At 57.6% G+C, this 20,242-nt stretch carries 22 protein-coding genes; 17 read left to right on the top strand and 5 right to left on the bottom strand.

Features of this window, described 5'->3' with window-relative positions; genetic code table 11:
- The first annotated feature begins 45 nt into the window (after positions 1-45).
- Positions 46-1,296 carry an O-antigen ligase family protein gene (locus LG300_RS10335; RefSeq protein WP_404375173.1) on the top strand — a complete coding sequence of 417 codons (1,251 nt, stop codon included), beginning with the start codon at positions 46-48 and terminating at the stop codon, positions 1,294-1,296.
- A gap of 48 nt (positions 1,297-1,344) precedes the next feature.
- Here LG300_RS10335 and LG300_RS10330 read toward each other — a convergent pair whose 3' ends face one another.
- The 3 genes from LG300_RS10330 to LG300_RS10320 are packed head-to-tail and all read right to left on the bottom strand — an operon-like array spanning position 1,345 to position 3,463.
- Positions 1,345-2,178: a glycosyltransferase family 32 protein gene (locus LG300_RS10330; protein ID WP_404375172.1), complete on the bottom strand. Its 834-nt coding sequence runs from the start codon at positions 2,176-2,178 to the stop codon at positions 1,345-1,347.
- Between the two features lie 50 nt (positions 2,179-2,228).
- Positions 2,229-2,792 carry a FlgO family outer membrane protein gene (locus tag LG300_RS10325; protein WP_404375171.1) on the bottom strand — a complete coding sequence of 188 codons (564 nt, stop codon included), beginning with the start codon at positions 2,790-2,792 and terminating at the stop codon, positions 2,229-2,231.
- 5 nt (positions 2,793-2,797) lie between these two features.
- Positions 2,798-3,463, bottom strand: coding sequence for a hypothetical protein (locus LG300_RS10320; protein ID WP_404378022.1), 666 nt, complete (start codon positions 3,461-3,463; stop codon positions 2,798-2,800).
- 172 nt (positions 3,464-3,635) lie between these two features.
- Here LG300_RS10320 and LG300_RS10315 point away from each other — a divergent pair, with 172 nt between their 5' ends.
- The 11 genes from LG300_RS10315 to LG300_RS10265 all read left to right on the top strand — a co-directional run bounded on the left by LG300_RS10315 (position 3,636) and on the right by LG300_RS10265 (position 13,358).
- Complete coding sequence (locus tag LG300_RS10315) at positions 3,636-4,673, top strand: OmpA family protein (RefSeq protein ID WP_404375169.1); 1,038 nt, start codon at positions 3,636-3,638, stop codon at positions 4,671-4,673.
- A gap of 362 nt (positions 4,674-5,035) precedes the next feature.
- Positions 5,036-5,968: an HAD-IIB family hydrolase gene (locus LG300_RS10310; protein WP_404375167.1), complete on the top strand. Its 933-nt coding sequence runs from the start codon at positions 5,036-5,038 to the stop codon at positions 5,966-5,968.
- A 17-nt stretch (positions 5,969-5,985) separates the two neighbouring features.
- Entirely contained in the window at positions 5,986-7,206 is a 1,221-nt protein-coding gene (locus tag LG300_RS10305) for a glycosyl transferase (RefSeq protein WP_404375165.1), read from the top strand.
- Between the two features lie 261 nt (positions 7,207-7,467).
- A complete protein-coding gene (locus LG300_RS10300) occupies positions 7,468-8,334 on the top strand; it encodes an MBL fold metallo-hydrolase (RefSeq protein WP_404375163.1) in 867 nt (288 codons plus the stop codon).
- A gap of 47 nt (positions 8,335-8,381) precedes the next feature.
- A complete protein-coding gene (locus LG300_RS10295) occupies positions 8,382-8,573 on the top strand; it encodes a DUF2892 domain-containing protein (RefSeq protein WP_404375161.1) in 192 nt (63 codons plus the stop codon).
- 33 nt (positions 8,574-8,606) lie between these two features.
- Positions 8,607-9,068 (top strand): YeeE/YedE family protein, encoded by a 462-nt coding sequence (locus LG300_RS10290; protein WP_404375159.1) that lies wholly within the window; start codon positions 8,607-8,609, stop codon positions 9,066-9,068.
- Positions 9,065-9,487 carry a DUF6691 family protein gene (locus LG300_RS10285; protein WP_404375157.1) on the top strand — a complete coding sequence of 141 codons (423 nt, stop codon included), beginning with the start codon at positions 9,065-9,067 and terminating at the stop codon, positions 9,485-9,487. Before LG300_RS10290 ends, LG300_RS10285 begins: the two co-directional genes overlap by 4 nt.
- Before the next feature lie 140 nt (positions 9,488-9,627).
- Positions 9,628-10,329, top strand: a complete 702-nt coding sequence (locus LG300_RS10280) for a response regulator (protein WP_404375155.1) — start codon at positions 9,628-9,630, stop codon at positions 10,327-10,329.
- The gene (locus LG300_RS10275) at positions 10,326-11,651 is read left to right on the top strand and encodes an ATP-binding protein (protein WP_404375153.1); all 1,326 of its coding nucleotides are present in this window, start codon (positions 10,326-10,328) and stop codon (positions 11,649-11,651) included. Before LG300_RS10280 ends, LG300_RS10275 begins: the two co-directional genes overlap by 4 nt.
- A 25-nt stretch (positions 11,652-11,676) precedes the next feature.
- Positions 11,677-12,339 (top strand): c-type cytochrome, encoded by a 663-nt coding sequence (locus LG300_RS10270; RefSeq protein ID WP_404375151.1) that lies wholly within the window; start codon positions 11,677-11,679, stop codon positions 12,337-12,339.
- Complete coding sequence (locus LG300_RS10265; protein ID WP_404375149.1) at positions 12,336-13,358, top strand: c-type cytochrome; 1,023 nt, start codon at positions 12,336-12,338, stop codon at positions 13,356-13,358. The genes LG300_RS10270 and LG300_RS10265 overlap by 4 nt, the downstream gene beginning before the upstream one ends.
- Positions 13,359-13,420: 62 nt before the next feature.
- Here the strand turns inward: LG300_RS10265 and dsbG are convergent, their stop codons facing one another.
- Together dsbG and LG300_RS10255 are read right to left on the bottom strand one after the other, a co-directional pair.
- Positions 13,421-14,203 carry a thiol:disulfide interchange protein DsbG gene (gene dsbG, locus LG300_RS10260; protein ID WP_404375147.1) on the bottom strand — a complete coding sequence of 261 codons (783 nt, stop codon included), beginning with the start codon at positions 14,201-14,203 and terminating at the stop codon, positions 13,421-13,423.
- A 129-nt stretch (positions 14,204-14,332) separates the two neighbouring features.
- Positions 14,333-16,093 (bottom strand): sugar phosphorylase, encoded by a 1,761-nt coding sequence (locus LG300_RS10255; RefSeq protein ID WP_404375145.1) that lies wholly within the window; start codon positions 16,091-16,093, stop codon positions 14,333-14,335.
- A 261-nt stretch (positions 16,094-16,354) separates the two neighbouring features.
- Between LG300_RS10255 and nrdR the strand changes: the two genes are divergently transcribed.
- The 5 genes from nrdR (at position 16,355) to nusB (ending at position 20,235) form a co-directional block, all read left to right on the top strand.
- The gene (nrdR, locus tag LG300_RS10250) at positions 16,355-16,852 is read left to right on the top strand and encodes a transcriptional regulator NrdR (protein ID WP_404375143.1); all 498 of its coding nucleotides are present in this window, start codon (positions 16,355-16,357) and stop codon (positions 16,850-16,852) included.
- Entirely contained in the window at positions 16,852-18,003 is a 1,152-nt protein-coding gene (gene ribD / locus LG300_RS10245; protein WP_404375141.1) for a bifunctional diaminohydroxyphosphoribosylaminopyrimidine deaminase/5-amino-6-(5-phosphoribosylamino)uracil reductase RibD, read from the top strand. The genes nrdR and ribD overlap by 1 nt, the downstream gene beginning before the upstream one ends.
- Positions 18,004-18,075: 72 nt before the next feature.
- Positions 18,076-19,242 (top strand): bifunctional 3,4-dihydroxy-2-butanone-4-phosphate synthase/GTP cyclohydrolase II, encoded by a 1,167-nt coding sequence (gene ribBA / locus LG300_RS10240; RefSeq protein ID WP_404375139.1) that lies wholly within the window; start codon positions 18,076-18,078, stop codon positions 19,240-19,242.
- A 4-nt stretch (positions 19,243-19,246) separates the two neighbouring features.
- Positions 19,247-19,735 carry a 6,7-dimethyl-8-ribityllumazine synthase gene (gene ribE, locus LG300_RS10235; RefSeq protein WP_404375137.1) on the top strand — a complete coding sequence of 163 codons (489 nt, stop codon included), beginning with the start codon at positions 19,247-19,249 and terminating at the stop codon, positions 19,733-19,735.
- Positions 19,732-20,235 carry a transcription antitermination factor NusB gene (gene nusB, locus LG300_RS10230; RefSeq protein ID WP_044630379.1) on the top strand — a complete coding sequence of 168 codons (504 nt, stop codon included), beginning with the start codon at positions 19,732-19,734 and terminating at the stop codon, positions 20,233-20,235. The genes ribE and nusB overlap by 4 nt, the downstream gene beginning before the upstream one ends.
- Positions 20,236-20,242: the final 7 nt, after the last annotated feature.

Raw genomic sequence — 20,242 nt, 5'->3', positions numbered from 1 at the left:
CTATTATCAGCGGCTTTATTGCGCTGTTTAGGTTCGTTTACCTGTATGTTAAGCCCCCATGTTTCCCGTTCTGGGCCGTTGGCCCATATTACCAGCTTTGCTGTGTTTTTGATGGGCGCGCTGGCGCTGGTGGTGCCTTCCGGTTACTCGATTGGCCCTGTGCTACTCCTGCTGGCGAGCGCCGCCCTGTTGTCCAAGCGTTTTAAGCGTGCCTCTTCCGTGCTGCTCCCTCAAGACCGCTGGATTATCGTAGCGTTGGCAGCCTACGGTATCTTAGTGGGGGTTATGTCGACGATTGAACTTGGTTCCCGCGGTTTTGATAGGCCGCTGCGCTTTTTGCTGGCCATACCGGTGCTGCTATTGATAATGCGTTACCCGCCGCGTTTGCACTGGCTGTGGGGTGGGGTGGCACTAGGCGCTATTGGTGCCGGTAGTTTGGCCCTGTGGTTGAAACTGGTAGAGGGCGTTGCGCGGGCGAGTGGCTTTCTGCACGCGATCCAGTTTGGCAATCTAAGCATGCTAATGGGCGTGCTGTGCTTTGCGGGCTTGGGCTGGGCGGTGGTTCAGCGCCAACGAAATGCGTGGGTTGCTTTGCTGCTGCTGGGGGCTTTGCTGGGGATGCTCGGCTCGTTGATGTCCGGTAGCCGTGGCGGCTGGGTGGGACTGCCAGTGGTGGGATATGTGCTCTACCGTGGTTACGGCCGCCAGTTGCCTATGGCGGTAAAGGTAGGCGCGGTTGGAGCAGTATTGACCCTGTTTGCAGCGGTGTATCTGTTGCCGCAAACGGGGGTTCAGCAGCGGGTTGAGGCTGCTGTTAGCGATATTAGCCACTATGTCGCCGGTACGGAAACCGATACATCCCTGGGGTTGCGCTTTGAAATGTGGCGCGGTGCTTCCCAGTTAATTGCCGAGCGGCCACTGCTGGGCTGGGGCGAGGCTGGCTACCGCGAGGCTTTGGGCGAGCTAGGCGAGCAGGGCGTGATCTCTCCCGTGGCGGCGGAGTTTGGCCATGCCCATAACGAGTTTATCGATGCCTTTGCTAAACGGGGGCTGGTGGGGCTGGCCGTGCTGCTCATGCTTTATATGATCCCGCTGAGAATGTTCGCCCCTGGTTTGTCGCATCCTGATTTGCCCACTCGCTCACTGGCGATAGCGGGCACGCTGCTACCGGTGGCGTTTATTGATTTTGGTTTATCGCAAACCTTTTTGGCCCATAACAGCGGCGCTACATTCTATGCGTTTTGGTTAGCAGTGTTGTGGGGAAGTTATCGTGCGGAAACGAGAACTGTGTCGTAAAAGCCTAACTAGGCAATTAAAACTGGGTGCTGCGGCACCCGGTGTTACTTAATTCGCTTCGTTAACTGGCGGCTCTTCATCGGCTGTTGGCCCTATCACCGCCACGGTTTTTTGCTCCCGTGTCCATTTACCCGCTTTTTTATCAATGTACTGAAAGTGTTCATTGGTAAAGCTGCCCTGGTTGCAGGCGTGGCGGTACGACACGGTTGGCACGTTGGCGTGGGTTAGCCACTGGATAAATACCCCTGGGCCGGTAATGTCGAACACATTGGTTAGCTGGTTCTGCTTAATGTTGACGCTAATTTGCTCAATCAGTAGCGCGAGGTTGGGGTTATTAGGTTTGCTGGCAATAAAGTAGTTGCTTAGCTCGCCCTTGCGAGAGGTGACGTAGAGCTCGTCAATATCATCGGGGACCACGCTGGCAAGCGGCCAAATGGCGTGGGCATCGATATCCAAATACACCCCACCATGCTTTTGCAGTACCAGCAAGCGCCAAAAATCCGCCTGGGCGGCACCAATCTGTAGCCGGTCATACTGCTGATTAATTGTTGTGTTGTAGTGTTCGGCAATAAACGCTTTGCGGGCTTCGGTAATCATAAACCGATACTCAAAGCGCGGGGCCATCAAGCGGTTAAACAGGTAGTTGAGATAAACCGGTAGGGTGACTTTGTTGGTGAAGTTAGTTTGCCAAATAATACGTGGTATTGCCGAGTCTTGCTTAGGCGTTAACCAGGGCGCGGCGCGTTCTGGCAGCGTAAAGCGCTTGTTGGGAAAAATAGCGTGAAACACATAGCTCAGCAGTTTGGTGATGTTAGCAAATAGCTTGATGAAACGGCTAACAACCACGATCAAGGTTTTGTGGGTGGTGGGCCTTGTGGGCATGGGAATCCTTTTAAATCCGTTCCGTGCGTAGTGGTTAAGCTAGCAGGGCGTTACCAGCCGCCCTGGCCTTCTAGTAGGCTGCGCATGTTATTGTCGAGCGGTAGCTGGAAATCGGCGCTACCTAATACCATGGCATCGCCAGCACGCACTACCCGAGCGCTCACATAAAGGTAATCCTGCCCTTGGGCATAGGTTCCCATCAAAATCGAGCGGGCGTTGTGCTGGGCGCTAAGCCGTTGAACCTGGCGGGAGAGAATAAGCTCGCCCACGCTCTCTTCAATAAACATGCTGTCACGCATTTTGACTTCACGTACCTGCATGCCTTGCTGTGCCAAAGCGGAGGCCATGATCTCGGAGCTAATGCGGCCAAAGGTAGAGGATTGGCTGAGGTTATCAATGCTGACAAAAGTAGCCGCAATCATCGGGCTGTAGCGAGTAAGATCGGGATTATTGGTCACCATCTGCTGCGCTGCCTGATGAGCTAGTTCCGAAAGGCCGGGCTTAGGTTCTTCGGGCTGTGCCTTATTATCCAGGGCCGAGCAGCCGGTTAATGCCAGCATGGCTAACAGCAGCGTTAATACGCTAAACGGGGCGCGTAGGAGTCGTAAAGGCATAAACGTTACCAGGTGTCAGTGATGGAAACAGTGGGCGTGGTGGGTGCTTGGGGAACCCGGTGGGGAGCATAGTGACGACGGTCGCCCGGATTAATGTAATAGATATTGGAGGAGGAGTAGAGAATTCGCTCACCGTCCAGAATTTGGGTGGTAATGATCACTTCTTCATTGCCGGTATACGTCCAGCTGCCGCTGGTAATATCGGCGGCGATGGCACCGGGGATAAGGGCCAAGGCAGGCTCACTCCAGTGGTTATAAGGAATGGTGGCCACGGCAATTCCTGCGGTTAGCGCAGTGAAGGCTCCCATGGGTGGGCGTATAAAGCCCCTGTCCCGGTGTGTGACCACTTCGACATCCACCTGTATGTTGGCGGTGTTTGCCGTGGGGGCGGTCATCAGTGTTGCGCCGCGTGATACTAGCTCGCTGGTGAGCAGCGTGCGAAAGCCTCTGCCAAATTCGCCGCCGCTATAGGCGGATTCACTGCTCTCTTCAGCAGGCGTAATGTGAAGGTCACGAAAACGTACGCGTTCGCGCTGCAGGATTTGAGTCGCCTCATGACGTGCGAGGACATCCCAGTGATGGGCGGCCTGCATGCGCTGCTGTTCCGTATAGGGGTAAGTGGTAGCAATGGGGGCTTGTGAGGTATTGGCATAGAAACAGCCACTTAGCATCAGGCTGGCAATTCCCAAGCCAATGGGGCGTAACAAACGGGCAACGGGGAATGACGTGGGATAAATGCGCACCTGATAGTTCCTTATCGCTACTAAACAGCTTTTTGATAGACTAGTTTGCCATGCTTAGCATAGATCGGCCACGAGGTTAGCAACTTGAGTAATAACACCCATGCTTGAAGACCACCGCAGCGGCCCCCGTCACGATTCGCTGCTGTCTGCGTACCCGGACGATGAAAGCAACAGCGGTTGGATGATTAGCTATATCGACATTATGACGCTGCTGGTGGCGCTGTTTGTGATTATTGTGGCGGCGGCGGGTGTCACAAGCCCTGAGTGGTCGGCACCGGAAGAGCAAGTGGAGCCTGAACTGCGTATTGCACCACCGCTTGAGGTGCCACTGCCCTCTGCGCTGGATAAATTGCGCCCGCAGCGTAGCCCTGTCTTGGCAGCCGCTCCTGGAGAATTAAGCCCCATGGCGATTAGTGCCGCGCTGGGGGTGGCCGGTTTGCCTGCTCGGCCAGCGCTTACCCCGAAGGTGCCGCCGCTGTTAGCGCTGCCTGAGCCGGTAGAGGTCACTCCTGAAGTTGAGCTGCCGTCTATGGAATCCTTCACTGAACGCCTGGCCCCGATGCTGCCTACCCCTTTAGTGCGTGTAGAAGAAGAGGTGGCTACTTCACCCATAGCGGATTACATGGTGCTGCTGACCGATCGTCCTCCCGTCAATGTGCAGAAAATCAGCGATGAGGCAATTAGCAGTGCCCTCGCGTTAGATGCAAATCTACCTGAGCGCGTTGAAACATCCCCTTACCTGCCGAATTTGGAAGGCGTTGAAGTATCACGCGTGGAGGAGGGGATTAGCTTGCGGGTGCAGGATAGGCTGCTGTTTCCCTCGGCCACTGCTGAGCTGACCGAGGGCGGTGAATCTCTGGTGGGTAGCCTGCTAGAAACTATCCAGCGTTACGATGGCGAAGTCTGGGTAGAGGGTCACTCCGATAGCCAAACCATTAACACGCCGGAGTTTTCATCTAATTGGGCGCTCTCCAGCGCTCGTGCCATTGCGATTGTAGAAGCCTTGGAGGCTGCCGGTGTGGCTCCTGAACGTTTACGGGCAGTGGGCTTAGCGGCTACCCAGCCGCTAGCCGATAACGACACCGCCGAAGGGCGTGCCCGCAACCGCCGAGTAGAAGTGGTCATCCATGTAGAGTAAGAGCATGCAGAGCAAGCGCAAAAAAAAAGCCCGCCGGGGGTAGGCGGGCTTGAAAGGGCTTGGCTCACTGCAGCCCACTGACATCAGGTGAGGGGTGTACAAGGCTGTCAGTGGGTACAATTTGAGTATAGCTATTTAAACGGTTTTGCCAAGTGGTTGTGCCACTTTTTTTGCATCTGTTTTTGCACAGATGTAGTGCTTTTTCTGTGCCTTGTTGTGGAGCTTCATTGGGCAGAGCGTTTGTTGGCTATATAAGTATTTGATTTAAATTATTTAAATTTCGTTGGCACATATTCTGCTTTATTGCTTATCTGAAAGAGACGCCCGCAAAACGGCTTTTTTGGTTTGCATAAGGTGGTGCCATGACCGAACAGACTCGCACTGCGTTGCCGGAGCCAGCAGTACTCCCCAGCAGCGCGGTTCCAACGCTTCAGCCGCGCTTGGTGGTCACCGACTTAGACGGTTCGCTGTTAGACCACCACAGCTACGACTTTTCCCCCGCCGCTCCGTGGCTGGCCCGCCTAAAACAGCTGGGCGTACCGGTTATCCCTGTCACCAGTAAAACCCATGCCGAACTTATTCCTCTACGTGAAGCGTTAGGGCTAACGGCCACGCCGTTCGTCGCTGAAAACGGTGCGGTGATTGGCTTGCCGCCTGGCTGGTGCCATGCACGCTTAGACCGCCCCGTCAGAGGCCGTGACAATGTGGTGGTGAGGCACACCGGGGTGGACAGTGGCTTTATTAGGGCGCGGCTGAACGTTTGGCGTCAGCGCCTGGGCATTCGTTTTACCCGTATGGGGGAGCTTGGGCTTGAGCAGGTGATGGCGCTAACCGGATTAGACAAAGCCTGCGCCAAAGCGGCCCGCCAGCGTGAAGGTAGCGAGCCGCTGATCTGGGAAGATGATGAAGCGGCGCTGGCCAACTTCCGCTTAGCGCTAGCGGGGGATGGATTGATGCTAACCCAGGGCGGGCGCTTTTGGCATGTGATGGGCAAGACTTCGGATAAAGGCAGCGCCGTTGACTGGCTGGTGCAGCGCTTTACCGCGCTACGCGGGCGGCAGCCGCTCTCGTTGGGGCTAGGCGATGGCCCGAACGATATCTCTATGCTGGAAGCCGTTGATCAAGCAGTGGTTATCAAAGGCTGCCACGGCTTAACCGTATCACCCCATAACGCAGCGCTATACCGCACTAAGGAAACCGGGCCAACAGGCTGGGCGGAGGGGGTCGCCCACTGGTGGGGGCGAGACGACCGCCGGGTAGCGGCGGTATCTAGCCAGCAGTCTGAGACGGCTTAACCAGAGGAAGGAAGCGCATGAGTGATTTTCATCAAAATGGTGTGATTACCGACTTTCATAACCTAACCCGCCGCCCGGTAGAGGCGCTTGAGCAGGAGCTTTGCCACTTCGCCAAGCGTCGCCCGATGGGGTTGATCCTGCCGTCGCTGTTTTCCGAGCTAGAAGGCCCTGCGCTCTCTGCGATTGTGGATGAGTTGGTGAAGGTGCCTTATCTCAACGAAATCGTGATTGGCCTGGACCGCGCCGACCGTGAGCAATTCTTGTACGCCCGGGAGTTTTTCTCCCGCTTGCCCCAGCATACGCGCATTCTATGGAACGACGGGCCACGCCTACGCGAGCTAGATGCCGAGCTGGAGAGCCACGGGCTGGGTGCCCTGGAGCCTGGTAAAGGGCGCAACGTATGGTACTGCGCGGGATATGTGCTTGCCTCCGGGCGCTCGGCGGTGGTGGGGTTGCACGACTGCGATATCCTCACCTACGACCGTGGCCTGCTGGCCCGGTTGATGTACCCCGTGGCTCACCCGCGTTTTAACTATAGCTTCTGTAAGGGCTACTACCCGCGCATTGCCGAAGGAAAGCTGAATGGCCGTGTGTCTCGGCTGATGGTGACGCCGCTGCTGCGGGCACTAAAAACGGTATGCGGGCCGCTACCCTATTTGGACTATCTGGATAGCTTCCGCTACCCGCTCTCTGGGGAGTTCGCAATGCGCAGCGATGTGCTGGAAGGCATCCGTATTCCGGCCGACTGGGGGCTGGAAATTGGCGTGCTCTCCGAGCTACAGCGCAACTACTCCCACCGCCAGCTCTGCCAGGTCGATATTGCCGATGCCTACGACCACAAGCATCAGCCGGTCAGCGAGGATGATGCCAATGCAGGCCTTAACCGCATGAGCTTGGATATCGCTAAAGCGCTTTACCGCAAGCTGGCCACTCAGGGGGTGAGCTTTAGCAGTGAAGACTTCCGCACGCTAAAAGCCACGTACTATCGTTTAGCACTCGATTTGATCGAAGCCTACGACCACGACGCCACCATGAACGGCCTGAGTTTAGACCGCCACTGTGAAGAACAAGCGGTGGAGCTGTTTGCCAGCAACCTGTTGGAAGCGGGCAACCTGTTTTTGGATAACCCCCGCGAACGGCCCTTTATTCCTAGCTGGAACCGCGTACAGGCGGCTGTGCCCGATTTGCTGGCGCGGATGCACAAGGCGGTGGAGCTGGATAATCAGGGAAAGGTGTAGCGATAGGCACCAGCGTGACGTGAGCTGATCCAGCTCCTTGAAACCGCTGCACGGTAAGCTGCAGCGGTTTTTTTATTCCTTCTTGTCGTGCCAATCCCATCTATCGCTGGATCACGAGAAGGGCGCAGGCTTTGACGCTAATCAACATAAAGCAGGAATAAAGGTACCGAAATTATAAATTGATCTAAACATATAACCTTTTTTGATCTATGCTTAGAGCATTGAGACACCAACATCAGGCCATCACTAGGAGGCTTCAGGATGCAACGTCCTATCGTCACCCACTTTTTTGACGAGCCAACCAACACGTTTAGCTATGTGGTGCAAGACCCTGATAGCAGCGCCTGCGCCATTATCGACTCAGTGCTGGACTTTGATTACGCCGCAGGACGCACGGATGTCCGTTCAGCTAATCAAATAATAGCCTTTGTTCGTGAAAAGCAGCTGAAGGTGGCTTGGATATTGGAAACCCATGTCCACGCCGACCACCTCTCCGCAGCGCCATACCTGCATGAGCAGTTAGGTGGCAAAACGGGCATTGGTGCGCATATTGTCGAGGTGCAGGAGATCTTTGGTAAGGCGTTCAATGCGGGCACTGAGTTTGCCCGAGATGGCAGCCAGTTTGATGCGTTATTCAATGAAGGCGATACCTTCACGATTGGCTCGTTAGAGGGGCGTGTGCTGCATACACCTGGCCACACTCCCGCCTGCTTAACCTATGTGATCGGTGATGCCGCCTTTGTGGGCGATACCCTGTTTATGCCGGATTACGGCACCGCGCGCTGCGACTTTCCTGGCGGCGATGCCCGCACGCTCTACCACTCCATACAGAAAGTGCTGTCGCTGCCCGAGCAAACGCGGCTATTTCTATGCCACGACTATAAAGCCCCAGGGCGCGAGCTATTTCAGCACGAAACCTCCGTTGCTGAGCAGCGCAAAACGAACGTGCACGTCCATGACGGCATTAGTGAGGAAGAGTTCGTCAAAATGCGTACCGAACGGGATGCCACGCTGGGAATGCCACGTCTGATTATTCCTTCGGTACAGGTCAATATGCGGGCCGGCGAGCTGCCGCCCGCCGAAGATAACGGCCAAGTATACCTAAAAGTACCAATTAACTGGTTTTAAGCGGCGGTGGTTTTACTTAACGACACATAAATGGGTAGGAAACAGTGATGAAAACTAACGTAGGCGGCATCGACAAAATAGCGCGGATTGTGGTGGGTTTAGTGTTAATCGTGCTGACCTTGATGGGCACGATTGGTGTATGGGGGTGGATAGGGGTCGTGCCGTTGGCAACGGGGCTGTTCAATTTCTGCCCAGTTTATTCGCTCATGGGTATATCCACCTGTAAAACCAAGCGTTAGGCAACGAGCGTTGGGTAACATAAGGAGCTAGATGTGGATTGGATAGCGAGCCTGCACGGGCTAGTGGGAGGTGTGCTGATTGGGCTTTCAGCAGTGTGGCTGATGGGCGCACTAGGCCGCATTGCCGGTATCAGCGGCATCATTGGCGGTTTAATTACTCAGCGCCCCAAAGGCGATAGCGCTTGGCGGGGGGCGTTTTTAGTAGGGCTCATTAGCGGCCCGCTGCTGGTGATGGCAGTGGGCGGCGGGCTGGGTAACGTGGCGGGCGTGCCCGGTGCCGTGATTGGTGAGCCAGCGGGTGGCGTACCGCTGATGCTGCTGGCAGGGCTATTGGTTGGCGTCGGTACTGGGCTGGGTAGTGGTTGCACCAGCGGCCACGGCGTCTGCGGCTTGGCGCGCTTGGCCCCCCGCTCCATGGCGGCCACGGCTATGTTTTTGGTCACAGCGATTGCCACGGTTTATGTGGTGCGGCATGTCATTGGGGGTGGGGTATGAGTACACCAGCCGTCAAAACCGCAGCGGGTTACATCGCAGGCTTGCTATTTGGCATAGGGCTGGCGATTTCCGGCATGACGGACCCCGCGCGGGTGTTGGGCTTTTTAGATATTGCCGGTGCCTGGGACCCCACGTTGATGTTTGTACTCGGGGCCGCCGTAGGCACCACCTTTGTGGGCTACCGTTTAGTATTCGCTCGCGGTACGCCGCTCTTTGGTACCAAGTTCCAACTGCCAACCAAGCAGGAGCTTGATGCCAAGCTGCTAGGCGGAGCGGCGCTGTTTGGGGTGGGGTGGGGGCTTTCCGGCTACTGCCCGGGGCCAGCCATCGCCTCTATCGGTGGGCTAACGCTGCCGCTGCTTGCACTGTTGGCGGCGATGGTGCTGGGCTGGTTTATTGCCCAGCGTCTGGTGCGATAAGTTCGTAACGCTTCCCGCAATGACGCCCTTACTTCCCCTGGTAAGGGCGTTTTTTTGATCCGGCGCAAGGGCAGTGCTGGACGCCTTAACGCTCAGTTAATGCACGTTTGCCATGCTGCTTCCATTACAAGGAAACCGCTATGCACGTTCTACTCATAGAAGATGATCCGCTGGTGGCCTCTGGCATTCGTTCTGGGCTGATGATGTACCACTTCGTGGTGGAGCACGTGACCTCGGCGCAGGCTGCACGCCAAGCGATGCAGAGCGTCGCCAGCGACGTGGTCATCCTTGATCGCGGCCTGCCGGATGGCGACGGGCTAGCGCTGCTGCAATCCTGGCGCGACGAAGGGGTGACAACCCCCGTGCTAATACTCACCGCCAGGGACGCCGTGCGCGACAGGGTGGATGGGCTGCAAAGCGGGGCCGATGACTACTTAGTAAAACCCTTTGATTTAGATGAGCTGGTGGCACGGCTACATGCGCTACTGCGGCGCGTGGCCGGACGCAGCCAAGGGCTGACCGTGCATGGCGCGCTGACACTAGACCCCAGCGCTCGGGAGGTTCGGGTAGCGGGTGAACTAGTGGCGCTCTCCCGCCGTGAGTTGGTGCTGTTAGAGGCGTTTTTACACGCCCCGCGCAGCGTGCTCTCGGCGGACCAGCTCAAAGATAGCCTCTATGGACTAAGCGATGATGTAGAGAGTAATGCGCTCAATGTCCATATTCATCATCTGCGCCGTAAATTGGGTAGTGGGATTATCGAGACCGTGCGCGGCCTGGGCTACCGCTTGGGCAAGCCGGAAGCCGTGCAGACGCTGGAGCAAACGCCCAAGGGGCCGAGATGAGCCTACGCGCCCGCCTGCTACTCACGCTAGGGCTAACACTCGCCCTGCTCTGGGGCGTTGCTGCTGCCTGGCTGCTAAACGACCTGGAAGAAACCTTCGTTGCCACGCTGGATCAACGCTTGGCCCAGTCGGCACGTATGGTGGCAGGGCTGGTGCTGCAGCTACCGGAAGAGGTGTGGGAGCAGAGCATGATGACAACGCTTGCTATTCCACCCATCGAGGGGTTGGCCTGCCAGGTGCACTCGCCGCGCGGAGAGGTGATTGCTCGCACCCACGCCAATATGGATAGCGTGCTTGCGCCAGGGCAGCGCGGTCACACCTACCGCCAGGAGGGCGATACCACTTGGCGCGTCTTTACCTACGAGCGCGGCGGACTGGTCATTACCACGGCGGACCGCATGGATGAGCGCACGATGCTGCTAAACGGGGTAGTTCGGGTAGCCGTCGTGCCGTTTGTGGTGGCGTTAACCGGCAGCCTGATTGCGCTATGGGTGGGTATATGGCGCGGGCTGGCACCGCTGTCACGGTTGCGGGAGTCGTTAGCCAGCCGCCACCCAGAAGCGCTGGCACCGGTGGCTACTTACGGCGTGCCGAAAGAGATGAAGCCCCTTATCGATACGCTCAACAGCCTCTTAATACGCGTGCAGCAAACCTTGGTGCGGGAGCAGCGCTTTACCAACGACGCCGCCCACGAGCTGCGTACTCCTCTCACCGCGATCAAAACCCACTTACAGGTCGCACAGCGAGCCGAAGGGGAGGTTGCTCAGCAAGCCCTTCACCATGCCGAGGCGGGAGTGGTGCGCTTGGCCCATACTTTAGATCAACTGCTTACGCTTGCCCGCGTGGAGGGGCGAATGCGCTTCGATGATGGCGAGCCAAGCGATGTTGCCCAGGTGGTTGAGCTGGCCATTGCCGATAGCGCCGCCGCCCAGGGCCAGTGCCAACGGCCACAGGCGCTGCCTAGCGTGTGCTTGGCGATACCCAGGGAGCTGGCGATTACCGCGCTACGCAATCTGCTGGATAACGCCCTGCACCACGGGCCGGATGGGGCACCGATCACGCTAATGGCAGCCCCAACCAACGGTGGCATGACCTTTACGGTTCACGACCAAGGCCCAGGGGTGGATGAAGAGGCGCTAGCCCAACTGACCCAACGGTTTTGGCGGGCCAGTAAGCAGCAGGGGAGCGGCTTAGGGCTGGCGATTGTTGCCGCGATTGCCGAGCGTTTTGGTGGCGACGTGCGTTTTGAGAACGCAAAAGCCGGGGGCTTCTATGTGCACCTTACGCTTCCTATAGACCACCGCGATAGCACAACGTCATAACAACCGACGCAATGGGGGGAGGAAAATGAAAACATCAACGTGGGGTAGGTTTAGCCTGCTGTTGGGGGCTTGCTTGATGGCAAGTGCCAGCCCGGCGCAAGAGGGGGATGCTGAGCGTGGGCAAGAGACATCGGCTACCTGTGTCGCTTGCCACCAAGCCAACGGCGGCGGCATGAATATTTCCGGCGGTGAGTCCTGGCCGCGTTTGGCGGGCCTTAATGCGGGCTATATCGCCAAGCAGCTGCATGACTTTAAGTCCGGGGAGCGCCAAAACGCCACCATGATGCCGTTTGCGAACATGCTTAACGACCAGCAAATTGCTGATGTGGCGGCGTATTACAGCCAGCTCCCTCCAACGCCGGGACAAGGGGGCGAAAATGCCGATGAAGCGCTGCTGGATCGCGGCGAGCAGCTGGCCGAACGGGGCGACTGGAACGCTTATATTGTCTCCTGTAAGAGCTGCCATGGCCCGGGCGGCCAGGGTGTGGGAGAGACGTTCCCCGGCATTGCTGGTCAACATGCAGGCTATATCAGTGCACAGTTAAACGCTTGGAAGAACGATACACGCAGTAACGACCCCCAAAACCTAATGGGGGCGATTGCCAAGCGCATGAGCGAAGAGGATATTCAGGCGGTCTCCGCGTGGTACGCCACCCAGCCCGCCGCTGAAGGGGAGGCCGCACAATGAGTAATTACCATCGTTATATAGTGATCGTGCTATCCAGCAGCACTCTTGCAGTAGGCACCAGTTTGAGCCTCTACGCAGCGAATGCGTTTGCCCAGCAGGAGGAGCGGGCCGATGCCGCGCTGAATCAGCTGGTACACGAACCGCCCACCATGGAAGACCTGGAAGCCTCGGATCTCCATCCAGAGCTTAAAAAAGTTATCCGCTACGGCTATGACCTGTTTACCAATACCCAGCAGCTGCGAGGGGAGTATGTGTTCAACGATATGAACTGCTCAAGCTGCCACCTGGGAGAGGGCCGAGTACCGTTTAGTGCACCGGTATGGCCAGCAGCGGTCACCTTGCCGGATTTTCGCGGCAAAAATCAGCACGTGAACAATCTGGAGGAGCGTATTGCAGGTTGCTTTGCCTACTCCATGAACGGCACGCCGCCTGAGTATGGCAGCGATGAAATGCTGGCGCTTAGCGCCTACCATCAGTGGCTCGCCACCGGCGCGCCGATGTACCCGGATAAACCGATCTATGGCCGTGGCTTCCCCGCGCCTGAACAGCCAGAAGCACCCAGCTATGCCAGGGGCGAGGAGGCCTATCAGGAAAACTGCGCCATCTGCCACCAGGAAGATGGCTCCGGGCACTATGAAAACGGCGAGTATGTGTTCCCTGCCCCTTGGGGCGATGGCTCTAACAACTGGGGAGCTGGTATTGCACGGGTAGAGACCATGGCTGGTTTCATCTACCAAAACATGCCACTGGGCCAGCCGCGCTCGTTAACCGGCCAGCAAGCGTGGGATATCGCTTACTACATCAATAGCCAAGAGCGCCCCCAAGACCCGCGCTACACCGGCGATGTCGCGGAAACCGCCGAGCGGTTCGGCCCCACGTTCCACAACCGCTCGCTCTACGGCCAAACCCGCGAACACGACGGCCATGTGCTAGGCGACCACGCGAATTTCGGTGAAAAAGGCGACATCCAGCCCTGGAATGTGGGTGTACCGCGCTTTGAAAATCTCGCTGATGAGTAAAGCGCGTTAAGACACACCAAAAGGGCGGCTATGAAATCGCCCTTTTAAGGCTGTTTTGCTAGTTAAGGCGCTTCGCTACCCATCATCTCAATGAGGCGTTCTGGGCTGGGGAGGCCTTGAATGCGGTCGATGCGTAAGTTGCCGTCTTGCGTTTCACGCTGGTAAGCGCTGGTGGGGGTGGCGTAGAGGCCTAGCTCTTCAAATAGCTGATTATTGTCGTATACCTGCTCTTCAATGTCCCGTGGCTGGGCGCTGGGGGTGAGTTCGTCGCCTTCGCTGTGGCGGTGCAGCGCGGCGGAGGGGTCGTCGGCACCGAGGATGGTGGCGGCTAGGGCTGGACTATTGGGGGCCAGAATACCGACCATAATGTGGCGGAGCTGGACGCTGCCGGCCTCTACCCAGGGGCGGGTTTGTTGCCACATCTGGCGGCAGTAGGGGCAGTTGGCATCGGTGAAGGTGTAAATCACCCGAGGGGCGTTAGGGTCGCCATCCTGAACCCAGTGGCTCTCTTCCAACAGCTGCCAGGTTTCGGCTTCCAGCGGCACCCGCACATGCTCGTCTAGCTGTGCTTCCGTCAGGTTGCTACCTTCGCTATCGACTAGCGTGCCGATAATGGCGTGCTCTCCATCTGGCGTTAAATAAATCGCCATATCCTGGCCCTGAGCGCTGGCCCCAAAGCCGCGCATTCCCCCGGGCGCCTCAAATTGCCCGTGAATGGTTAAGCCCTGGTTGGCCAGCGCCTGCACAGGCGCAGGCAGTTCGTCAGCATGGCTGGCCGCCGCTGCGCTACCCAGCGTGGTAAGCAAGGCGAAGCGACTCATACTCTTGAAAGAAACGCATGGCATTGCACTATCCTTTTTACAAAGCGTGACGGGGCAATATAGCCCCGTCAGGTGATTTTCTAACAGTGTCGCAGGTAATGATTATTTGGCGATTACGTAAGAGCGTTCCTGGGGCGTTATGCCGCAGCGCGCCTACGTCTCAGCGACTAGCCAGCGTACAGCATAAGGCGGCAGGGTTTCCTCGTGGCGTGGGGTGAGCGGGTCAATCGGTTGCCAGTTGTGCTGGTTAAGCGCTTGATTCAGGGCATCGCCTGCGTGGGCGAGGTCAAACTTGCCATCGGTAACGTTAAACAGCGCAAGCAGGCGACGCCCGTTACTGAGCGGGCCGCGCTCAATCGCCAACAGTTCCGGCGGTGTTTCCACTACCCGTTGTGGAACGTTGGGGTGGAAACAGGGCTCTTGGCGGCGCTGTTCTAGCAGCCGGCGCAGTGCGTGGAAAACGTCATGGGTCGGCGTAGAGGGAGTCTCCAGCAGCAGCTCTAGCTCGTCCCGCTGCCAACGGCGACGGTTAATCGAGCGTAAACGGCCGCTGCGCTCCACGCCTTCGACATCGTTCAGCGTGCCGGTGAGCGTATGGATATAGAGCGCGGGTATTCCTTGCAGGCTGAGCATGATCGCTTGGCTGCACAGAAAGCGCGCAATTTGCCACGGGTCTGGCCCGCGGCGGGTGCCGCGCATGGCTTCAAACCAGGTAATGTTGATTTCGTAGGGCGTGTCGCTGCCATCGGGGTTGCTACGCATACTGACGAAACCGCCGAAGCGGTGCATCAGCTCCAGCAAGGCATCCCGCTCATGGTCGGGCAGCAGCCCTTCTAAGGGGCGCACACCAATACCATCGTGGCTGGCGGTGAAGTTTAAGTAGGTACACTGCTTAGGCAGTACCGGCAAGCTGTTTAACCATGCCTGTAGCGTGGTGGCTTCGCCGCGGGTCAGGGAATGCAGCAGCAGCGGTGGCAGGGCGAACTGATACACCATGTGGGCTTCATCCGGCGCGCCTTCCGCTAGCCGCTCCAAGCCAAAGTAGCTGATGTTTTCAGCGTGGGGCACGTTGGTTTCGGTAATCAACAGCGTGCCGGGAGCCACTTCATCCACAATCGCCCTCAGCAGGCGCACCACCGTATGGGTCTCCGGCAGGTGGATGCAGGAGGTTCCTAGCCGTTTCCATAGGAACGCGACCGCGTCCAGGCGAATCATGCGTACCCCTTGCTGCAGGTAGAACAGCAAAATTCCGACGAACTCCAGCAGCACATCCGGGTTCTCGAAGTTGAGGTCGATTTGATCTTCCGAAAAGGTCGCCCAAAGGTGGCGGGTGCCACGGCGCGTTGAGATTGGCACTAATAGCGGGCTGCTGCGCGGGCGCGTCACCTGGGAAACATCTGTTTCCGGATCAACTTCGATAAAGTAGTCGCGGCCAGGCAGGCTGCCGGTCAGGTAATCGACAAACCAGAGCGACTCTCGCGATACGTGGTTGAGCACTAAATCGGCCATGACGTCATAGTGGTTGGCGAGGGCTTGGATATGCGCCCACTCGCCCAGCTCGCTATTGACCTCCCGATAGTGAATGACCGAAAAGCCATCGTCGCTGCTCCAGGGAAAGAACGGCAGCACATGCACGCCGCTAATGGTGTCGCCCAGGTAGCGCTGCAAGAAAGTGTCCAGCACTTCCAACGGTGGCGCACCGTCTGCGACGATGGAATCACCGTAACAAATAACCCACTGATCCTTTTCGCTCCATGTTGGTGCATGTTGGTTCGCTGTGCTGGCTGGCAGGGCAGCGGGCGAGGCGGTGCGAAAATGCTCAAGATGCTGCCCTAGGCGCCGCTGTACTTCCCCGGCACGGGGGCCATACAGGTGGGTGAGGTAGTGGTGAACAGTCTGCTCGAAAGGAGTCATAAGGGTGTCCTGTAAATCAACCTTCGACAAACGCTGCAGCTTGTGTGCCAAATCGTTACAATGCCGTGTTGATACACGCGTTATATAACACAGCTACGCCGTAAGGGCAGCGATACGCCTGCTGCCGATAATAGGCGATAAAACAGTTTATAAAATGGCGAATAATGGGCAGGGCATTAAGTCCTGTGGCGCTTTTTATTCGCACTGGCTGACACGCTGCACGCACAGATCCTGGTGCGTACTGATAATAGGTTGACTGCCATGCATTGCCCTTTTTGTGGTGCAAATGATACGAGAGTGACAGATTCAAGGCTGGTGGCGGAAGGCGATCAGGTGCGCCGCCGCCGCCAGTGCGCCAACTGCCAAGAGCGCTTTACGACTTATGAAACTGCTGAGCTGATCATGCCTCGGGTTGTAAAATCCGACGGCTCCCGTGAGAGCTTTAGCGAGGCGAAGTTGCGTGCAGGTATGCTGCGCGCCTTAGAAAAGCGCCCGGTAAGCGCGGAAGCCATTGAAGCATCGGTGGAACGTATTCGCCAGACGCTACGCGCTCGTGGGGACCGCGAAGTGAATGCCCGTGAGATCGGTGAAGCGGTCATGAAAGCCCTGCGTAATTTAGACCAAGTGGCCTATATCCGTTTTGCTTCGGTATATCGCAAATTCCAGGATTTAGACGAGTTCCGCGCGGAAATTGATCGCCTCTCTCAAGAGCCCACGGATGAGCCTGAGGGCAATGGCAAACGGCACGGAGCATCGTAATGGGTGAGTTCTCCACCGCCGACCATCGCCACATGGCTCGCGCTATCCAGCTGGCTAGGCGCGGGCTTTATACCACCGACCCCAACCCCAGGGTCGGGTGTGTGATTGTGCGCTTCGATGGCTGTGGGGAAGGCCGCGTGGTGGGCGAGGGCTACCATGTACGCGCGGGAGAACCCCATGCGGAAATTCATGCCCTGAAAGCGGCAGGCAGCCAAGCCCAGGGCGCCACCGCCTATGTCACGCTGGAACCCTGCTCCCACACCGGGCGCACTGGCCCCTGTGCGGTAGCTTTGGCGCAAGCTGGTGTGGCTCGCGTGGTGGTAGCGATGGGCGACCCCAACCCACAGGTGGGCGGCGGTGGCATTCAGTACTTAGCGGCAGCGGGTATAAAGGTAGAGGTTGGGCTGCTGGAAGGGGAGGCCCGGACGCTGAACCCTGGTTTTCTCTCCCGCATGGAGCGCCAACGCCCCTTTGTTCGGCTGAAAATGGCGATGAGCCTGGATGGCCGCACCGCGATGGGGTCGGGGGAGTCCCAGTGGATTACCGGCCCCGAAGCGCGCACCCAGGTGCAGCGGCTGCGCGCCCGTTCCAGCGCGATTTTAAGCGGTGTGGAATCCATCATTATGGATGATTCACGCCTAACCCTGCGTGCTGACCAGCTGGCGCTGGATAACGCCGCTGAGGTTGTTCAACGTCAGCCGCTGCGAGTGATACTGGATTCACGGTTGCGCCTGCCGCTTGCGGCGGCCTGCCTGCGCGAGCCGGGGCGCACGCTGATCATCACCACCGACCAGCATAGCGAAGAGAAGCGGCATAAATTAGCGGCTGCTGGGGCCGATATCCAGGTGTTACCCGCTGCGGAAGGAGGGCGGATTGCGCTAGCTGACATGCTCCGTTGGCTAGCAGATAATGAGCAGGTTAACGAGTTGCTGGTGGAGACGGGAGCCACGCTGGCGGGCGCGCTTTGGGAGGCTAATTTAGTCGACGAACTGCAGCTATTTGTCGCGCCCACGCTGCTGGGAAGCGATGCAAGGCCGCTCTTTACGCTGCCTGGGATTACCCAGATGGCTGACCAAAAACGCCTGACGATTAAAGAGACCCGGACGGTGGGGCGCGACTGGTGGATTACCGCGACCCCTTACGCTGACTAGCGCAAGTTGCAATTGCAAGGTACCCTGACGCCCGAATTCGCATGCAATGCGACCACATTTTTTGGAGATTCCATGGCGCACTCTTCTTCTGAGGGTTTATCCCCTATCGCCGAGCTGGTGGAAGATATTCGCCAGGGCAAAATGGTGATTCTCATGGATGATGAGGATCGCGAGAATGAAGGTGATATCATCATGGCCGCCGAAATGGTGAAGCCTGAGCATATCAACTTCATGGCACGCTATGCGTGTGGCTTGATCTGTATGCCGATGACCCGCGAACGCTGCGAGCAGTTAAACCTGCCGCTGATGGTGCGCGATAACGGCTCAGGCTATGGCACCAAGTTTACCCTCTCTATCGAGGCGACCGAGGGTGTCACCACCGGTATTTCAGCCGCTGACCGTGCACGTACCGTGCAGGCAGCCGTGGCGCCGAACGCTAAACCGTCGGATATCGTCCAGCCAGGGCATATTTTTCCGTTGATGGCCGAGCCGGGTGGCGTGCTGCGCCGCGCCGGGCACACTGAGGCAGCCTGTGATTTGGCAGCGCTGGCCGGCCTGGATCCCAGCGGTGTGATCTGTGAGATCATGAACGATGACGGTAGTATGGCGCGTCGTCCGGAGCTGGAAGTGTTCGCTAAAGCCCACGGCATTAAGATGGGTACCATTGCGGACCTCATCCACTACCGTATTGTCAACGAGCAAACCGTTGACCACCTGGAAACGACCCAAGTGTCCACCGTTCATGGCGAACTGGCACTGCATGTGTTCCGCGACCGTATCCAGGGCGCACACCATCTGGCGCTGGTAAAAGGGCAGCCAACGCCTGGACAGGCCACCACAGTGCGCGTGCATCTTGCTGATACGCTGCGCGACGTGCTGGGTCTGATGAAAGGTGACCAGTGCCGGTGGGACGCTAACCGCGCAATTCATGAAATTGCCCAGGCGTCGGCTGGGGTGTTTGTCCTCATTGATGACGGACGCCCGCATCAAGATTTAAAAGACCAGTTGGAGGTTTTCCTAGATCGCGTGCGCAAGCCGCGTACCAGCGATTCGGACGGCTCCGGCAACTACTTAACGATTGGTACTGGCTCGCAGATTCTACGCCATTTAGGCGTGGGTAAAATGCGGCTACTCAGCTCCCCGTGGAAATTCTCGGCGCTCTCTGGGTTTGATCTTGAAGTGGTCGAGCGCCTGGGGCCCAATGACACGGCGTATGAGCCAACTTCTCAGCAGGAATAAATTGATGCAATCCCTTTCGCAAGTTGAAGGCACCTTTGTAGACGTCGATGGGCGCTATGTCATCGTGGTGGGTCGCTTTAACCATCACGTCGTTGATAGCTTAGTGGAAGGCGCCGTCGACAGCCTGACACGCCACGGTGTAGATGCCGAGAATATCCATATTGTTCACGTTCCCGGTGCATGGGAACTGCCCTTGGCAGTGAAGCGCGTCCTTAACGTGATGAAGCCGGATGCGGTGATTGCCCTTGGTGCGGTCATCCGCGGCGGCACGCCCCACTTTGAGTATGTGGCGGGTGGCTGTAACACGGCCATGAACCACCTCCAGCTGGAGTTTGACACCCCGGTGGCAAACGGCGTACTGACCGTTGAGTCCATTGAGCAAGCTATCGAGCGTGCGGGTACTAAAGCCGGTAATAAAGGCACCGAAGCTGCCATGGCGGCGATGGAAATGGTCTCACTGTTGCGCGCGCTGCCGGTAGGAGAGTCCCAATGAGCGAGCGTCGTGAACGCAAGCCCTCTGCCGCACAGCAAGGGCGTCACGCCGCAAGGGAGTTAGCGGTACAGGGGCTTTACCAGTGGCAGATGACCGGTAAGTCCATTACCACGATTGAAGCCGAGTTTCGTAGCCAGGTGGCTGACGACGACTTGGAAGATCATGAGAATTGGGTAAAAGTCATGGAAATCGCTGATAAAGCGCTGTTCCATGAACTTCTGCATAACACGGTGCGCTTCAAAACCGAGCTGGACCGTGAAATTGCCCCGCTGCTTGATCGCCGCTTGGAAGATTTGGACGCGGTGGAGTTGGCCATTCTTCGCCTTGGGGCTTACGAGCTCTCTCGGCGAATGGAAGTGCCTTACCGCGTAGTGATTAACGAAGGCGTTGAGCTGGCAAAATCATTTGGCGCCACCGACGGCCATAAATACGTGAATGGCATTCTCGATAAGCTGGCTAACCGCTTACGAAGTGCCGAAGTCAGCGCCCGCCGCTTATAAGCGGGCC

It is taken from the genome of Vreelandella aquamarina (genome assembly GCF_044805175.1).
Classification (GTDB): domain Bacteria; phylum Pseudomonadota; class Gammaproteobacteria; order Pseudomonadales; family Halomonadaceae; genus Vreelandella; species Vreelandella aquamarina_B.
Note: the sequence above shows the minus strand (reverse complement) of the source record. Positions and strands in the feature narration are given on the sequence as shown.

Coding starts and splice junctions, on each gene's coding strand:
- LG300_RS10335 (WP_404375173.1), top strand. CDS start 46: ATGTTAAGCCCCCATGTTTCCCGTTCTGGGCCGTTGGCCCATATTACC.
- LG300_RS10330 (WP_404375172.1), bottom strand. CDS start 2,178: ATGCCCACAAGGCCCACCACCCACAAAACCTTGATCGTGGTTGTTAGC.
- LG300_RS10325 (WP_404375171.1), bottom strand. CDS start 2,792: ATGCCTTTACGACTCCTACGCGCCCCGTTTAGCGTATTAACGCTGCTG.
- LG300_RS10320 (WP_404378022.1), bottom strand. CDS start 3,463: ATGCTAAGTGGCTGTTTCTATGCCAATACCTCACAAGCCCCCATTGCT.
- LG300_RS10315 (WP_404375169.1), top strand. CDS start 3,636: ATGCTTGAAGACCACCGCAGCGGCCCCCGTCACGATTCGCTGCTGTCT.
- LG300_RS10310 (WP_404375167.1), top strand. CDS start 5,036: ATGACCGAACAGACTCGCACTGCGTTGCCGGAGCCAGCAGTACTCCCC.
- LG300_RS10305 (WP_404375165.1), top strand. CDS start 5,986: ATGAGTGATTTTCATCAAAATGGTGTGATTACCGACTTTCATAACCTA.
- LG300_RS10300 (WP_404375163.1), top strand. CDS start 7,468: ATGCAACGTCCTATCGTCACCCACTTTTTTGACGAGCCAACCAACACG.
- LG300_RS10295 (WP_404375161.1), top strand. CDS start 8,382: ATGAAAACTAACGTAGGCGGCATCGACAAAATAGCGCGGATTGTGGTG.
- LG300_RS10285 (WP_404375157.1), top strand. CDS start 9,065: ATGAGTACACCAGCCGTCAAAACCGCAGCGGGTTACATCGCAGGCTTG.
- LG300_RS10280 (WP_404375155.1), top strand. CDS start 9,628: ATGCACGTTCTACTCATAGAAGATGATCCGCTGGTGGCCTCTGGCATT.
- LG300_RS10275 (WP_404375153.1), top strand. CDS start 10,326: ATGAGCCTACGCGCCCGCCTGCTACTCACGCTAGGGCTAACACTCGCC.
- LG300_RS10270 (WP_404375151.1), top strand. CDS start 11,677: ATGAAAACATCAACGTGGGGTAGGTTTAGCCTGCTGTTGGGGGCTTGC.
- LG300_RS10265 (WP_404375149.1), top strand. CDS start 12,336: ATGAGTAATTACCATCGTTATATAGTGATCGTGCTATCCAGCAGCACT.
- dsbG (WP_404375147.1), bottom strand. CDS start 14,203: ATGCCATGCGTTTCTTTCAAGAGTATGAGTCGCTTCGCCTTGCTTACC.
- LG300_RS10255 (WP_404375145.1), bottom strand. CDS start 16,093: ATGACTCCTTTCGAGCAGACTGTTCACCACTACCTCACCCACCTGTAT.
- nrdR (WP_404375143.1), top strand. CDS start 16,355: ATGCATTGCCCTTTTTGTGGTGCAAATGATACGAGAGTGACAGATTCA.
- ribD (WP_404375141.1), top strand. CDS start 16,852: ATGGGTGAGTTCTCCACCGCCGACCATCGCCACATGGCTCGCGCTATC.
- ribBA (WP_404375139.1), top strand. CDS start 18,076: ATGGCGCACTCTTCTTCTGAGGGTTTATCCCCTATCGCCGAGCTGGTG.
- ribE (WP_404375137.1), top strand. CDS start 19,247: ATGCAATCCCTTTCGCAAGTTGAAGGCACCTTTGTAGACGTCGATGGG.
- nusB (WP_044630379.1), top strand. CDS start 19,732: ATGAGCGAGCGTCGTGAACGCAAGCCCTCTGCCGCACAGCAAGGGCGT.